This is a genomic window from Embleya sp. NPDC055664, assembly GCF_053618075.1.
In genome coordinates this window covers 59,589-74,838 of sequence record NZ_JBSHGZ010000024.1, presented here as the reverse complement: position 1 = coordinate 74,838, position 15,250 = coordinate 59,589, and the positions used below count along the sequence as shown (strand labels likewise).

The window sequence follows — 15,250 nt, the reverse complement described above, 5'->3', positions numbered from 1 at the left end:
AGCGGTTCGGGGAGGGCCGTTCGCGCGCTAGGGAGCAGCCGCCGCAACCCGCTCCTCCGAACACCGCGCGATCGCGTCCAGCACCCTCGCGCGCTGACCGGCCGGCCCGATGGTGATCCGCAGGCAGCCCGCCAGGTCGGGGACCTTCAGGTGCCGGACGAAGATCCCCCGCGCCGCGAGCGCCTCGGCGAGGTGTTCGCCCGTCGCCGGATCGGCCGGCCGCACGGTGACGAAGTTGGTCGTTCCGGGCAGCACGCTCAGGCCCAGTCGGCCCAGGGCGGCCGTGTAGTGCGCTCGCCCCTCCGCGGTCCGCTCGACGACGCGCGCCAGGTGCGCCTCGGCGTCGAGCGAGGCCAGCGCCGCCGCCTCGGCCACCCGGCCCACCACGTAGTGCTCGGCGCCGCGGGCCAGAGCGTCGAGCAGCGACCGGTCCCCGACCGCGTACCCGATCCGCAGCCCGGCCAGGGCATACGCCTTGGAGAACGTCCGCAGCCACAACATCCTTGTGCCCGTGACCTGTCGAGCGCTCAACTGCTCGGCCGGACTCTGGTACTCGGCGTAGGCGCCGTCGACCACGAGCAGCGTCGCCGCCGGCAGAGCCCGGGCCAGGGCCGACACCGCCGCCGCGCCGTGCGAACCGCCGCCGGGGTTGTCGGGATCCGCGAGGTAGACGACATCGGCACGGCACTCGTGCGCGCGCCGCGCCAGCGCCCGCAGGTCGGGCGCGTCCGCCCGGTAGGGCACCGCGTGCACGTCGGATCCGGCGGCCCGGGCGAAGTAGCCGAATGTCGGATAGGTGGACTCGCTGGTCACCGCCGTCCGGCCGGCGCCGAGGAATGCCCGCGTCGTCATGGCGAGCAGCCCGTCCACACCCGGGCCCACCATGACGGTGTCCCGGTCGGTCCGCAGCCCGGCGGCCAGCCGTTCGCGCAGCGCGAAGTGCTCGCAGTCGGGATACCGATGCGCCTGGGCGGCCGCGGTGTGGATCGCCCGGATCACCTCGGCCGACGGGCCGAACTCGTTCTCGTTGGTGCTCAATCGTTCGCGGGCGCGCAGACCCGTGGCCCGTTCCGTCATCTCCAGCGACGGAAACGGATTCTCCGCCGCCGGGCTCACGGGTTGGGCTCGGCGGCCGGCCCCACCCCGAGCAGTGTGGCGAGGTACTCGTTGTATCGGCGCATGGCGAGCATCCGAAGCGCTCCGCCCGTGATCAACTCGATGCCGGCCTCGGGTTCGGCCTCGACGATCGGCAGTACGACACCGTCCAGCCACTCGGGCCCGTGCTCCGCGTCGCCCTCCACGTGGTTGTGGAAGAACTCGAAGTCCTCCGCCGCGCCGTAACCGTGCCGTTCCAGGCCGCGGATCACCGAGGCGTCGCGGTCCACGTCGAACAGTTCCGGCATGGCCAGACTGCCCAGCGCCTTGAAGTGGTTCCGGCGGTTGCAGGCCAGCACGAAGTACAGGTTGTGCCCGGCGTAGGGACGCCAGTCCTCCCACGGCGGCACGGTCGGCAGGGTCAGTCCGAGGGTCTGCAGGCTGCGGGTGAACTGGAGGGTGTGCGCCCGGTGTCGTTCGCCCGCGCCGCACTCGTCCCACAGATGACGGCTGATCTCGTGCTTGACCGTCTCCATGAAGTGCGGCTGGGCCAGGACCAGCGCGTCGAAGAAGCGGTAGTTGAGATATCCGTCGGCCCGGATGAACAGGGCCAACTGGTCGATCGTGGCCCGCTCTTCCAGACAGGTCTCCACGAGGCGGTCGAGTTCGTTGCGTTCCTTGGCCTCGGTGACGAACCAGTCCCGCACGAAGTCGGGACTGGCGGCGTCCTGCGGGGACGGCAGCCGGTCCTGGATCTCGGCCGTGTCCGCACGCAGCACCTCGTCCTCGTACAGCAGGCGGAACGCGTTGAACCAGGCGGTGCGTTCGTGCACGGCGATGCCCAGCGGGTGGCCGAGCAGCCCCTCGTACACAGTGTACGCGCTGCGGTGTACGTCGAGCAGGGCCGCCGCGTCGCCGTGGCTGCGCCCGCGTTCCTGGGCTTCGCCGAGTGCGGCCAGCAGGCGACGATGACCGGCGTCGAGTTCGAGCGGTTCTGCCGCACCGTCCAGGGCGGCGTTGAGCAGGCTCTCCACCGAGCCCTCCGGAACGTCCGCGGCCGGTCGCCGCACACCTTCGCGCGGCGGAATCCGTTCCATACCCGGGTCCTCGACCATGTTTTTGTCCTCCACGTTCGCTACGGGGGCGGTGGTCAGTCCTCGAAAGCCTCGATGCCGTCTCGGCGCGGCCGGGAATCCTCGACGCGCACGGGCATCCGCAGGGTCGCAAGGAGTTCGTACAGGCTCAGCCCCAGCTCCGCGCCCAGATCCCGGGCGGTGCGCGCCGGCCCGCCGCCCTCGTGCTCCGGCCCGATGAAGGTCATCCAGTCCCCGGGGCGGGCGCCGCCCGGCACGTCCGTCACGTCGAATTGGGTGCAGTCCATGCCGGGCCGGCCGACCATGGCGCAACTTCGCCCACGCAGCAGTCCGCGCGGCGCCGCGGCCGATCCGGCCAGCCCGTGCGAGAAGCCGATGGCGACCGAGCCCAGGCGCCGGCCGGGAGCGACCGACGCGGACCGGTCGTATCCGAACCCCTCCGAGCGGGTCACCGTGACCACGTCCAGGACCCGGGCGCGTACGGAGACCGCCGGCCGAAGTCCGTCGAGACGCGCACCCGCCGGGGTCGCGCGTACCCGATCGTCGGCCTGGAGCAGCCCGTACAGACCGAGCCCCGGCCGCACCCAGTCCGTCCCGCGCAGCGCGTCGGGGTGCAGCAGTCCGTGCGTCGCCGCGAGCGAGGCCACCACCCGAGGCCCCAGCACGGCGCGGGTCGAGGCCAGCCGGGCCCGGAACGCATCGGCCTGCGCCGCGGTCTCCCCCTCGTCCCGACCGGCGCTGGACAGGTGGGCGAACACCCCGGCCGGCCGCACGGCGTCACGCGCCTCGTGCAGCGCGTCCAGTACGGCACCGAACCCCTCGTCCTCGCGCGGCCCGAACCGGTTGAACCCGACATTGGTACGCAGCCACACCGTGCCCGGCGCGCCGCCCCGATCCCGCAGCACCGCGCCGTGGCGCCGGACCTGCTCCGCCGTGGCGACCGCCGGCATGAGCCGATGGCGCGCGCAGGCGGCGGCGTTGTCCGCGACATCCACGTCCATCACCAGGATCGGGACCTCGATGCCGACCTCCCGAAGCTCGGCCCCCTGGGCGACCGTGTCCACGGCCAGCGCGTCCACCCGCGCGTCGACCAGGAGGCGGGCGAGGTCGGGTGCGCCGAACCCGTACGCGTCGCCCTTGACCACGGCCATGACGCGCCGGCCCCCGGCGGCCGCGCGCAGCACCCCGAGGTTGTGCCGCACCGCGTCGGCGGACACGGTCTTCTCCAGCCGGGCGGCGGCGAGGGAGGCGACGCGCTCGCGCCGCGGGATCGCCGTCACACCACCTCCGGGTCGGGATAACGCACATGGTCCCCCTGCCAGTTGACCATTTCCAACACCCGAAAACCCTCGTCGTCCAGGACGTGTCGAGGCAGGCCGTCGGTGGAGCCGACGTCCACCAGCGGAACCGTGTACTTGCCCGTGGCGTGCGGCAGCACGTACTCGGGGACGGCGGGGTTGGAGATCCGGCGTTTGAGCGACCGCATGATCTCCACCCCGCGCTGCACCGGGATGCGGAAACACTCGGACTCGGGGCTGTGCGGCATGAAGTGGTAGAGGTAGCCCGCGTGCACGCCCCGTCGATACAGACCCATACACAACTCCCGCATGGTCTCCGGGGAGTCGTTGACACCGCCGAGGAGCGGAACGTTCGCGAAGATGATGGGCACCCCCGCCTGCAACCTCTTGACCGCGACGTCGAATTCCGGCGTCAGCTCCCTGGGGTGGGTGACGTGCAGCCCGATCGAGACGACGCCGTGCCGGGCCAGGATCGCGGCGAGTTCGTCGTCGATCCGGTAGGGGTTGAACGTCAGGGCCCGGGTATGGAAGCGCACCAGCAGATCGGGCCGGGCGGCCGAGACCTCACCCAGCACTTGGTCGATCTGGCCGTTGGCGTGCATGAGCGGCTCGCCCCCGCTCAGGATGATCTCCTCGACCTGCGGGTGCGCGCGTAAGTAGTCCAGGGTGGCCCGCCAGTGGTCGCGATCGAAGCTCGCCTTCGCGGAGTCCTTGTCGAGCGTGCGCAGCGCCTCGTAACAGAACTGGCAGTAGGCATGACACACGTTCGCGTACCGCAGGATCACGCGGTTGTCGTACTTGTGCTGCGCGATGGGCGTGACCATCTCGTGCGGGAGTTCCCAGTTCTCGGTCTTGCCGTCGTAGGCGTACGGTTCGTCGCCGCCGTCGCCGCCGAACCGTTGCGGGGCGACCTGCTTCCACAGCGGGTCGTCGAGCGCCGGTCCGCCCGTGGTCGGGTCGGTGGCGACCAGGCTCAGGTAGTAGGGCGTCACCTGGAAACGCCTGGAGAGGTTGTGCCGGGTGATGCGATCCAGGATCTCCTGGTCACACCCGGGGAAGCGCGTCCGGAACTGTCCGGCCGTGCGGATCGCGTTGCGCTGCTGCCACTTCCAGTCGGTCCATTCGTCGTCCGGGGTGGACTCCCCGTCCGCGGCGCACCGGACTGCGTCGGTGGTCATCCTGCTCTCCTCGGAGTGGAGTGAGGCGCATGGGTCGGGCGTTGCTCAGGCGTAGCTCATGCGTGGCTCATGACACCGGGACAGCCGAGGTGATCGGCTCCCCTCCGATCATCTGGCGAACGGCTTCGGCGGCACGCGTGCGCAGTTCCGTGAGGGACGAGGAGGAGTAGAACGCCGCATGGGGACTGATCAGGGCCCTGGGGTGGTTCCGCAGCCAGTGGGGGATGTCCGGCTCACCGTCGACGACGTCCAGGCCCACCCGCGCGGGTCGCTCCTCGGCCAGCGCGCCTTCCAGCGCCGAGAGGTCGATCAGCCCGCCGCGCGCGGTGTTGATCAGGACGGACCGCCGCCGCATGCGGTGCAGCCGGTCGGCGTCCAGCAGGTGGCGGGTGTCCGCGGTGAGCGGTACGTGCAGGCTGACGACGTCGGATTCGGCGAGCAGTCGGTCCAGGTCGTGGCGCCGCTCCACGGCGAGCGCCTTCTCGATCCCGGGATGGTTGTACGGGTCGAAGAACACGACCCGGAGCCCGAACGCCTCGGCCCGCCGGGCCACCGCGAGCCCGATGCGTCCGAGACCCACCACACCCCAGACCAGTCCCCGCAGCCGTCGTGGATCGCCGATGGCCCGCCAGTCCCATCCGCCGTTCGCCACATGGTCGCGCAGCTCGCCGAGGCGCCGTTCCAGGGCGAGGAAGAGCGCCAGCGTGTGGTCGGCGACCTCCTCGGTTCCGTAATGGGGAACGTGGTAGACGGGGACGCCGTGTGCCCTGGCCGCGTCGATGTCGACGTGGTCGTAGCCGACGCTGGCGCAGACCACGGCCCGGCAGCCGGCGGATTTCTCGAAGAACTCGGCGTCCAGTGCGACCCGGTGCCACAGGATGACGTAGTCGGCCTCCATGTCGAAGAGCAGGTCACGCCGATGTGCCGGTACGATCAGCGGCCGCACGTCGCCGTGGGGGCCGATGACCTCCCCTTCCGGTTCGGCGCCCTCGGCGTATCCCGCCCCCGGAGCGTCGAGCACCACGACCGACGGCCGGGACCTCGTCACGGGCGAGGGTTGCCGTCGAGGATCGACGCCGCGATGAGTCGTCAATCTTCAGCCTCTCTCCGTAGTCGGATGGGGCATGAGCAGTAATTGAATCCACACGGCGCGTGAGGGACCAGCCGTTTTTCGGCCTTGTGGCAATTCGCTTCATACAGGGCGTTTGTGCGATTGCTCCGGTCCGGGTGGCCGATACCCGACCCCGGGCGCGACGGGTGGGATCGCGACCCGGGGCCGATCGGCGCCGACCGTCACACAGCGTGACAGTGTCGCGGGCCGCCACGCACCGATGAGTTCCGCCGACGTTTCCGGTCCATACCTCAGAGCAGCTTCATCCGACCCGGGAGGAACCATGACCGACCAGAGCACCGGCGCCCTGCCCCCGGTCGTCGAGCAACAGGAGTGGCAGGCCGCGCTCGACGACCTGCGGGCGCGGGAGAAGGCCGCCACCCGCGAACTCGACGCCATCGCCGCACAGCGCCGCAGGCTGCCGATGGTCGAGCTCCCGGACTACACGCTGATCGGTCCGGACGGCCCGATCCGGCTGGTCGACGTATTCGACGGGCGCTCCCAGCTCATCACCTACCACCACATGTGGTCCGAGGGCGCAAAGTGGCAGTGCGGCGGCTGTACCGGACTGACGTCGCAGTACGTCCGGCTCGACTTCCTCGACAACTACGACGCCCGCTTCGTCATCGTGACCAACGGGCGCATCGACGAAGCGCTCGCCTACCGGGCCAAGGTCGGCAACACGATGGAGTGGTACTCGTCGGCGGAAAGCTCGTTCGGCGCCGACGTGGGCGCGCCGCCCGGTGGGGGCTTCGCAGTAAACGTGTTCCTCCGCGACAGCGACACGGTCTACCGCACCTGGCACACCGCCGGTCGTGGTACCGAACAACTAAGCTACACCTTCCCGTTGATCGACATCCTGCCGTGGGGTCGGCAGGAGGAATGGCAGGATTCACCCGAGGGTTGGCCGAAGTCGCCCACCTACTCCAAGTGGCTCGGCTCGCCCGATGTCGCCCGGCTGTACGGCCCGAACCCGGATGCCGACAAGGCACGGCGATGAAGCCGCCACGCACCGGCCGACTGCCGATCAACGGTCTGAGTCTCTATTACGAAGTGCACGGCGAACTCGGCGCGTCGGCTACGCCTCCGTTGTTGCTCATCCCCGGCGGGTTCATGGGCACCGAGTCGATGGCGTCGTGGGTGTCGGCCTTCGCCGATCGGCGCACCGTGATCGTCTTCGATCAGCAGGGGCACGGCCGCACTCCGGACACCTCGCGCCCGATGTCGTACGAGCAATTCGCCGACGACGCCGCCGCGTTGCTGCGGGCGCTGCGGGTCGAGCGCGCGGATGTGCTGGGCTACTCGCAGGGCGGCGGGGTCGCGCTGCAACTGGCCCTGCGGCATCCGGCGCTCGTCGGGAAACTGGTCTCGCTGTCGGCCACCTGTCGCCGGGACGGCTGGTACCCGTCGGTGTCCAAGGCCATCGACGGGCTCGACGCCTCGGCCTTTGCCGGTACGCCCGTCGAGCGGGCATTTCGCGAACATACGCCGGACGCCGCGGCGTTCGACGCCTACGTCGCCAAGATGAAGGTCCTGGGCATCGACGACCAGCACATCACCGACGCGCAGATGCGCTCGATCGCCGCGAAGACGATGGTGATCGCCGGGGATGCCGATGCCGTGCGGCCGGAACACGCACTGACCATGTTCCGGCTGCGCGGTGGCGGCGACGAGGCGGCGGCGGGCTCCGGGATGCTGCAAGAGGTTCCGGCCGCGCGCCTGGTGATCCTGCCGGCGACGTCGCATGTCGGCATCTTCGGGGAGTCGGCGGTGTTGGGGCCGATGGTGACCGCGTTCCTCGACGATGTGACGCCGACGGCGCCGGATCTTTTCCAGGCCGATCCGATCGTGTAGGTCGCCCGCGCGCGCCCGGCCTACGTCGTTCGGAGCCTGCGCTGCCACGTCGCGACCGCGGGCCGCGCGGGCGACCCGCCGCACCGGAACCCCGTGCCCGACGAGCCGACGGGCGTCGGCGGACGCGGTTGTGGGCCGATCGTGGGGACGTCCTCGGCGTTGCTCCCGGCGGCGACACGGTACGCGCCGGGCGGTATGCCCGTGGCGGTGCGGAAGGCCCGGTTGAACTCGGCGGGCCGGGTGAACCCCCAGCGCATCGAACAAGACCGTGCCCCGGCGCGGTCCGGTGGTCGTGCCGCCGGGGACACATCCAAGCCTTCGGGGCGGGGAATTGTTGCGCAGGCAGGTCGGGCGCCCGAAACAATCGTCGGGATCAACGGATTCTCCGGAGTGATCTTCGGTATCCGACCGAATTCGCTACTGGTCGGGGCCGGCGGCACGCGGGTACCGTTCCGGGTGGTATGGGATTCGGCGTCCCTTCGGCGACGCTCACGGGAGGGGAACCGGTGGCGGGACGGCCGGAGAAGCCACTGGACCCGGGTGCCGGGCCGGTGCAGCGCTTCGCCCACGAACTCCGGCGATTACGGGCCGACGCGGGCGGCCCCACGTATCGCGAGATGTCCCGGCAGGCCGGCGTTTCGGTCACGGTGTTGTCCCGCGCGGCGGCCGGCGAGCAGTTGCCGACGCTGAAGGTTGCACTGGCCTATGCGGTCGCGTGCGGCGGGGATCCGGACACGTGGAAGCGGCGCCGGCAGGAGGCGGCGGACGAGGATTCCCGACCGCTCGACGACGTCCCGTCGCCCTATCCGGGCCTCGCCCGGTTCGAGATCGAGGACTCGGAGCAGTTCTTCGGCCGGGATCGACTGATCGACGACGTTCTCGACCTGGTGCGTACCCGTCGGCTGGCCGCGCTCGTCGGGGCGTCGGGCAGCGGCAAGTCCTCGCTGCTGCGCGCGGGGTTGATACCCCGGCTGCGGCAATCCGACGGCGACCCGGCCGGCGCGGCCCCGTTCGGGCGTCCCGCCGAGATCCGAATCCGTACCCCCGGGTCGCATCCCGCCGGCGTGCTCAGCGCGTTCGGCCCTCGGGGCGACGACGGGGACGGCGACGAAGACGGCGATGGGCACACCGGCGACATCGTCGTGATCGTAGACCAGTTCGAGGAGATCTTCACGCTCTGCCGGTACCGGGCCGAACGCACGGAGTTCCTGAACGGCCTGATCGCGGCCGTGCGACGGCCCGAGGGCGGGGTGCGCGTCGTCATCGCGGTGCGCGCCGACTTCTACGGCCGCTGCGCCGAACACCGGCAACTCGCCGAGGCGTTGCGCGAAACCACCCTCCTGGTGGGGCCCATGACGCCCGCCGAGTTGCGTCAGGCCATCGTCGGGCCCGCCCGGGCGCACGGCCTGATCGTCGAGCGGGCCCTGACCGCACGGCTGGTGGAGGAGGTGCAGGGCGAGCCGGGCGGACTGCCGCTGCTGTCGCACGTGATGCGGGAGATCTGGCGCAGGCGTCGCGCCCGAACCCTGTCGGTGGAGGCGTACGAGGCCGCGGGTGGCGTCCACGGCGCGATCGCGGCCACGGCGGAGCAGGTGTGCTCCCGGCTCTCGTCCGAGGAACTCGTGTTGGTCCGTCGGGTGTTGCTGCGGCTGATCACGCCGGGCGAGGGAGCGCAGGACACCCGGCGCCCGGTCGCCCGGGCCGAGTTGGAGGCCGTCGGCACGGGCACGGCCGCGCCGGGGACAGGGCCGGCGCAGGGCATCGCGTCGATCCTCGAACAGCTCGTGCAGGCCCGTCTGGTCACCCTCGACGGGGAGAACGTCGAGCTTGTCCACGAGGCGCTGATCACCGCCTGGCCCCGGCTGCGGGCCTGGATCGACGAGGACCGCGAGGGAATCCTCACCCACCGACGACTGACGGAGGCGGCCGGCGTCTGGGCCGACTTCGCGCGCGACCCGGGCACGCTGTACCGGGGAACCCGGCTGGCGGTGGCTCGGGAGTGGGCCGAGCGGGATCGGCATCGCGACGAACTGACCGAGCTGGAAGGGGACTTCCTCGCCGCGAGCATCGCCGCCGAGGACCGCGAGCGGATGGTGGCCGCCCGACGCACCCGTCGTCTGCGGTATCTGGCGGCGGGCCTGGCGCTGCTGCTGGTCGCGGTGACGGTCGTCGGCGGGGTCGCGGTGGAGCAGCGCCGCAGTGCGCTTCGGTCCCGGGACACCGCGCTGTCGCGGCAGTTGGCCGCCCAGGCGCTGAACCTGGCCGATTCCCGGCCCGGGACGGCGATGCTGCTGAGCGTGGAGGCGTATCGCACCGCGCACACGGCGGAGGCGCGTGGCGCGCTGCTGAGCATGTCCACGCGCCGCTTCTACCAGGCCGAGTTGACCGGTCACGTCGATGCGGTGTCGGAGGTGGCGTACAGCCCGGACGGCACCCTGGCCAGTGTCGGGCGGGACGGGAAGGTGGTGCTGTGGGATTCGGTCCGCCGCGTGCGCCTGGCGACGCTGACCGACCACCCGGGCTGGTTGCGGGCGGTGGCCTTCAGCCGGGACGGGCGGTCGATGGCCACGGGTGGGGACGACGGCCGGGTCGTGGTGTGGGACGTGGCGCAGCGCAGGCCGCGCGCGACCATGACCGGCTACGGGGCCTCGATCAAGAGCGTCGCGTTCGGCGCCGACGGCCGCACCGTGGCGGCGGCCGGGACAACGGCACCACCGCGGTGTGGGACGTGGAGAGCGGGCAGCGCCGGCTGACCCTGACCGGGCACGCCGGCCGGGTGTGGTCGGTGGAGTTCGGTCCGGACGGCCGCATCCTGGCCACCGCCGGCATCGATCAGACCGTGCAGCTGTGGGACCCGGCTCGACAGACCCGGCGGGCCACGCTACTGAACACCGCCGGCGCCACGATCTCGCTGACCTTCAGCCCTGACGGCCGCATCCTGGCCACGGCCAACGCGGACACGTCCGTGATGATCCGGGACGTCGCCGACCACACCCGTCCGGCCACCCTGACGGGTCACACCGGACAGGTCCGCACCGTGGCCTTCGGGCCCGACGGTCACACCCTGGCCAGCGGCGGCGACGACCATGTCGTCCGCCTGTGGGACACCGACCCCGCCCGCACGGCGACCGACCTGTGCGCCACGCTCGCCCGCGACCTGACCCGGGAGGAATGGCGGCAGCTGATCCCGGGTCGGTCCTACCGACGCACGTGCGGAACGGGGTGACCCTGAACCGGTCGCGGTCGCGGTCGCGGCGTGCCGTTCCGCGTCACCGGGGCGGCGGACTCCATTCGAAGAGCAGGATGGTCGCGTCGTCGCGCAGCGGGTTGCGCTGGTAGTCGAGGATGGCGTGGATGAGCAGCCGCAACACCTCTTCCGGGCGCTGCCCCGCGGAGGAGGAGCTGATGATGAAGTCGGTGAACCGGTCGAGGCCGAACTCCGCGCCGTTCGCGTCGCGGGCCTCCACGACGCCGTCGGTGTAGAGCAGGACACAATCGCCCGGTTCCAAGGTCGCCTCGTGCACCTGCCGGGCCGCCGGGGCGAGCGAACCGGCCAGGCCGATCGGCGGTTGCGGGGGCCGGTCCAGCGCCCCGGGGAGTACCCGCTCGGCACGGATGAGCAGCGGCGGAGGATGACCACAATTGACCCAGTGCAGCACTCCGGTCTCCGCGTCGAGCCGACACAGCACGCCGGTACAGAAGTGGTCGGGCAGCCATTGGGCGAGCGCCCGGTCGACGGAGCCGACGATGTCGGGCAGTTCGGCCCCGTTTCGGCGGGCGTTGCGCGCCGCCGCCATGGCGACCGACGAGGTCAGTCCGGCGGTCAGATCGTGACCCATGGCGTCCAGGATCATGGTGTGCAGGATGTTCTTGACCACCGAATGGTCGAAGGCGTCGCCCGCGATGTCGTACGCCGGTTCCAGGACCGCGGTCGACACGCACCGCCTGCTGCCGATCGTGCGCGGGGGCAGGAAGGCCCGCAACATCTCGGCGGGCGCGCCCATGGACTCGGTGCGGGTACGGGCGGCGAGCCAGTCACTGTAGGCCCGCTTGGAGGTGATCAGCATGGCGAGCAGATGGGCCAGCATCCGGCTGCGGCGCATGCGCACCGCGTCGAGCGCGGCGGTCCACACCGCCAGTACGCCCAGCCGCTCCGCGCCGTCGACCAGGGGCATCCACAGGATCAGGCCGTCGTCGACCTCGGCCACCCGGGGGGAGACCGTGCGGTACGCCCATCCGGCCGACGTGCCGTCCATCCGCAACGACTCCGCGGCCTCGTCGAGTGGCACGAGCAGACGCTGTTGCAGGTCGACGAGGTAGATCGACGCGGTGTCCAGGCCGAGGAGGTCGGCACACCGATTCGCCAGCGCGGGCAACTCGACCGGCAGCGCGGTCTGCGCCTCGATGATCAGCTCTTCCAGGCGATTCTCGTCGACGGCGTCGTCGGGAACGGAGAACATGCGCGGTGTGTCCGGCACGAGGACCACCCCTTCCTCGCCCAGTCTCACACCGATCCCACCCGAGGGCATTAAGCCCTATATATTACTTATTCTGCACATGAGCATTTTGGCACCTTCGGGGTATCTTGCGGTTGCAAAACCGCGGAGCACCCTGGAGGAAACGCAGTGTCCGACTCACCGCAGCACCGCATCTTCGCCATGTTGGATGTCGACGGCGACGGCGCCATCACCCACGAGGAATACCTCTCACGGGTGGACCGCGTCGCCTCCGCCGTCGGCCGCGACGCCGACCATTCGGTCGTCACTGCGTCGCGGGCGGCTCACGAGGCGGTCTTCCAGGACATGGACGCCGACCGCGACGGGCGCGTGACATTCGAGGAATACCGCACGTGGGTCGGGCACGACGCGTTCGAACGCGCCTGCCGACCCGCGCTGGGTTCCCTGTTCGACATCGCCGACGCCGACGCCGACGGGCGCCTGGACCGCGCCGAGTTCATCCGCCTGCGTACGGCCGGGGGCAACGCCGAAACCGATGCCGCCGCGGCATTCGACGCCCTCGACACCGACGGTGACGGACTGGTCGACCGCGACGCCTACCTGGCGGGCATCCGGAGCTTCGTGACCAACGCGAAGTCCCCCATGGCCGCGGCCTACGGCGCCGGACAGCCGGTGCCGGGCCGTTCCTGATCCCGCCGGCGAAGTGGTCAGGCCGACTGGACCTCGTCGAACAGCGCGATGGCGTCGGCGGGGTTCGGGCTCACGAGGCGGTCCAGACCGGCCGTCGTGATCTTCGCCCATTTGGCGGCCCGTACCCACATCCGTTCCTCGAACGTGCGCACGGCCTCGTCCACATCCCCGGAGCCGGTGGCGATCGACTCGGCGAGTTCGGCGCCATCCAGCATCGCGAGGTTCGCGCCCGCCCCCAATGGCGGCATCAGATGGGCGGCGTCGCCCAGGAGCGTCACCCCGCGGACGTGGGTCCAGGTGTGGGACTCGGGCAGCACATGGAGCGGGCGGTGGACGAAATCGGTGCCGTGGCGGAGCAGGTCGAGTACGGGAGGGGCCCAGCCGTCGAACAGGGCCAACAGGCTTGATCGCACGGCCTCGACGTCGGCCGGTTCCTGGTTCGTGTGCCGCTCCAGCGGCGCGCGGAACTGGGCGTACACCTTGACGTGGCCGCCGCTGTTGCGTTGGGCGACAAGACCTCGGTTCACGCCGTACACGGCCATGGAGCCGTCGCCGATCATCCGGGCCAGGTCGGGCCGGCGGTTGTCGACGTCGTCCAGGGAGGTCTCGACCATGGTGATGCCGGTGTAGTGCGGCGTCACCGACGAGAGGGCCGGGCGGACCCGAGACCAGGCACCGTCCGCGCCGATCACGAGGTCGAACGTCTCTTGTCGCCCGTCCGCAAAGTGGACCAGTACGCCGTCCCGGGTCCCCGGCACCACCTCCGTCACGCCGCTCCCCCACCGGACGTCGAGAGGGCCGAGCAGCAGGTCGCGGAGTTGCCCGCGGTCGATCTCGGGATTGGCCCGATCGTCCGGACGGGGTCGCCAGTCGCGCAGGACGGCCCCGTCCGGGTCCAGGATGCGCATGGCCTGCCCCTCGGGACGAGACAGCGCCCGAAACTCCGCCGCCAACCCGGCCCTGTCCAGCGCGAGTTGGCCCATCCCCTCGCGCAGGTCCAGCGTGCCACCCGGGGGGCGCGCATCGGGGGCGGGATCACGTTCGAGGATGGTGACGGGGTGGCCATGGCGGTACAGGACTCGGGCAAAGGTAAGGCCGGCGGGACCACTCCCGACTACGGCGATGCGGTGTCTCATGCCGATACACCGTATTACTCGATACACTGCATCGCAACCATCGAGGCCGACGTCGAGGACCCGGTCGTCTTCGAGGAGGACGAGGCACCTCCGGCCGCCTCCACCCGCTCCAGCGGCCGAAGTTCGGCGAATTGCCCACCCACCCGCTGCCGGGCGACGCCGTACACGTCTTCGAGATGCTCTGTCATCGAGGCGGACTTGGGTGTTGCCGCCCGAGATTGACTCGTCGGTAGGCTCGTGCTGTCGAAATCCGAGCCGTTGGTGCGGAGTCGGGGGAGCCTTGGGCGTCGAGATCGTGGAGTACGAGTTGGCCTCCCCGTGGGAGGGCTTTCTGGCGGAGCCGATCGGTGGTCCTGCGGCGGCGGGTGTTCTGGTGTTGTCCGGTTCGAGCGGACGGATCGAGCGCGAGCGGTGTCGGCTCTTCGCCCGCGCCGGGGTTACGGCGGTGTCGATCCGGTGGTTCGGCGGGCCCGGGCAGCCGTCGGGTATCTGCGAGGTCGCGCTGGAGACCTTCGTCGCCGCGACCGGGTGGCTGCGAGAGCGCGGCACGGAACGCGTCGGTGTCCTCGGCGTGTCCAAGGGCGCCGAGGCCGCGCTACTGGTGTCCACCGTCTCGGATTGCGCCGACGCCGTGATCGCGCTCGCCCCGACGTCGGTCGTCTGGGCCAACGTCGGCGCCGGCCGCGACGGTTGCGAGCGCCCGTGTCGCTCCGGCTGGACCTGGCAGGGGCAGCCGCTCCCCTTCGTCCCCTACGACGACTCCTGGCAGCCGACGGAACCTCGAGATGCTCCGGTGTCCGTGCTCGGCTGGTACGAACGCAGCCTCGCGACGCATCCGGACCGGCTCCCCGCCGCGACCATCCCCGTGGAGAGGACCGCAGCCGACCTGGTCCTGATCGCGGGCGGCGCGGACCGGATGTGGCCCTCGATGCGCTTCGCGCACGAACTCGCGGACCGCTACGCGGCAACCGGACGCAAAGCAGCCCTCATCTCCCGCCCCGACGCGGGCCACCGAACCGTATTCCCAGGCGAGGCCCCTCCACCCCCATCCCCCCACTTCGACCACGGCGGCACCCCCGATGCCGACGCCAAGCTCGGCGCAGCCGCCTGGCCAACCGTCCGAGCCACCATCCTCGGCACCTGACCACCGGCCGGGACGCCGGTACCAAGTGGCCGGTAATCGGCTCGCGATCGACGTGCCGCCTGCCCACCGCGCATGTCGGATCCAACTCCCGACGTTCCCCCGGCGCATTCGACGCCTCGTAACGCTCGGCCCCCGCCACTTCCTGACCCTGGAACCGAACCCCGACGACTGGCGCATCGTCATCGAAGTCGAG

General features: G+C 71.0%; 13 protein-coding genes. 6 read left to right on the top strand and 7 right to left on the bottom strand.

Features of this window, described 5'->3' with window-relative positions:
- Positions 1-27 precede the first annotated feature (27 nt).
- The 5 genes from ACWGR4_RS31250 to ACWGR4_RS31230 form a co-directional block, all read right to left on the bottom strand.
- Positions 28-1,077, bottom strand: a complete 1,050-nt coding sequence (locus ACWGR4_RS31250) for a pyridoxal phosphate-dependent aminotransferase (RefSeq protein ID WP_452131311.1) — start codon at positions 1,075-1,077, stop codon at positions 28-30.
- A gap of 35 nt (positions 1,078-1,112) precedes the next feature.
- Positions 1,113-2,192 (bottom strand): iron-containing redox enzyme family protein, encoded by a 1,080-nt coding sequence (locus ACWGR4_RS31245; protein WP_452131310.1) that lies wholly within the window; start codon positions 2,190-2,192, stop codon positions 1,113-1,115.
- A 53-nt stretch (positions 2,193-2,245) separates the two neighbouring features.
- Complete coding sequence (locus ACWGR4_RS31240) at positions 2,246-3,469, bottom strand: alanine racemase (RefSeq protein WP_452131309.1); 1,224 nt, start codon at positions 3,467-3,469, stop codon at positions 2,246-2,248.
- A complete protein-coding gene (locus ACWGR4_RS31235) occupies positions 3,466-4,665 on the bottom strand; it encodes a KamA family radical SAM protein (RefSeq protein ID WP_452131308.1) in 1,200 nt (399 codons plus the stop codon). Before ACWGR4_RS31235 ends, ACWGR4_RS31240 begins: the two co-directional genes overlap by 4 nt.
- A 67-nt stretch (positions 4,666-4,732) precedes the next feature.
- On the bottom strand, positions 4,733-5,713 hold the full coding sequence (locus ACWGR4_RS31230) for a C-terminal binding protein (protein ID WP_452131307.1): 981 nt from the start codon (positions 5,711-5,713) through the stop codon (positions 4,733-4,735).
- A 346-nt stretch (positions 5,714-6,059) separates the two neighbouring features.
- Here ACWGR4_RS31230 and ACWGR4_RS31225 point away from each other — a divergent pair, with 346 nt between their 5' ends.
- The 4 genes from ACWGR4_RS31225 to ACWGR4_RS31210 all read left to right on the top strand — a co-directional run bounded on the left by ACWGR4_RS31225 (position 6,060) and on the right by ACWGR4_RS31210 (position 10,856).
- On the top strand, positions 6,060-6,776 hold the full coding sequence (locus ACWGR4_RS31225) for a DUF899 domain-containing protein (RefSeq protein ID WP_452131306.1): 717 nt from the start codon (positions 6,060-6,062) through the stop codon (positions 6,774-6,776).
- Positions 6,773-7,630, top strand: coding sequence for an alpha/beta fold hydrolase (locus tag ACWGR4_RS31220; protein WP_452131305.1), 858 nt, complete (start codon positions 6,773-6,775; stop codon positions 7,628-7,630). The genes ACWGR4_RS31225 and ACWGR4_RS31220 overlap by 4 nt, the downstream gene beginning before the upstream one ends.
- A gap of 506 nt (positions 7,631-8,136) precedes the next feature.
- Complete coding sequence (locus tag ACWGR4_RS31215) at positions 8,137-10,383, top strand: nSTAND1 domain-containing NTPase (protein ID WP_452131304.1); 2,247 nt, start codon at positions 8,137-8,139, stop codon at positions 10,381-10,383.
- On the top strand, positions 10,359-10,856 hold the full coding sequence (locus tag ACWGR4_RS31210; protein WP_452131303.1) for a WD40 repeat domain-containing protein: 498 nt from the start codon (positions 10,359-10,361) through the stop codon (positions 10,854-10,856). Before ACWGR4_RS31215 ends, ACWGR4_RS31210 begins: the two co-directional genes overlap by 25 nt.
- 43 nt (positions 10,857-10,899) lie before the next feature.
- Here ACWGR4_RS31210 and ACWGR4_RS31205 read toward each other — a convergent pair whose 3' ends face one another.
- Positions 10,900-12,090: a PP2C family protein-serine/threonine phosphatase gene (locus ACWGR4_RS31205; RefSeq protein WP_452131302.1), complete on the bottom strand. Its 1,191-nt coding sequence runs from the start codon at positions 12,088-12,090 to the stop codon at positions 10,900-10,902.
- Between the two features lie 165 nt (positions 12,091-12,255).
- On the opposite strand from ACWGR4_RS31205, the gene ACWGR4_RS31200 reads away from it, so the two are divergent.
- On the top strand, positions 12,256-12,777 hold the full coding sequence (locus ACWGR4_RS31200; protein ID WP_452131301.1) for an EF-hand domain-containing protein: 522 nt from the start codon (positions 12,256-12,258) through the stop codon (positions 12,775-12,777).
- Positions 12,778-12,794: 17 nt separating this feature from the next.
- On the opposite strand, the gene ACWGR4_RS31195 is transcribed toward ACWGR4_RS31200, so the two are convergent.
- Positions 12,795-13,913 (bottom strand): FAD-dependent oxidoreductase, encoded by a 1,119-nt coding sequence (locus tag ACWGR4_RS31195; protein WP_452131300.1) that lies wholly within the window; start codon positions 13,911-13,913, stop codon positions 12,795-12,797.
- A gap of 280 nt (positions 13,914-14,193) precedes the next feature.
- On the opposite strand from ACWGR4_RS31195, the gene ACWGR4_RS31190 reads away from it, so the two are divergent.
- Complete coding sequence (locus ACWGR4_RS31190; protein WP_452131299.1) at positions 14,194-15,057, top strand: acyl-CoA thioester hydrolase/BAAT C-terminal domain-containing protein; 864 nt, start codon at positions 14,194-14,196, stop codon at positions 15,055-15,057.
- The last annotated feature ends 193 nt before the right edge of the window (positions 15,058-15,250 follow it).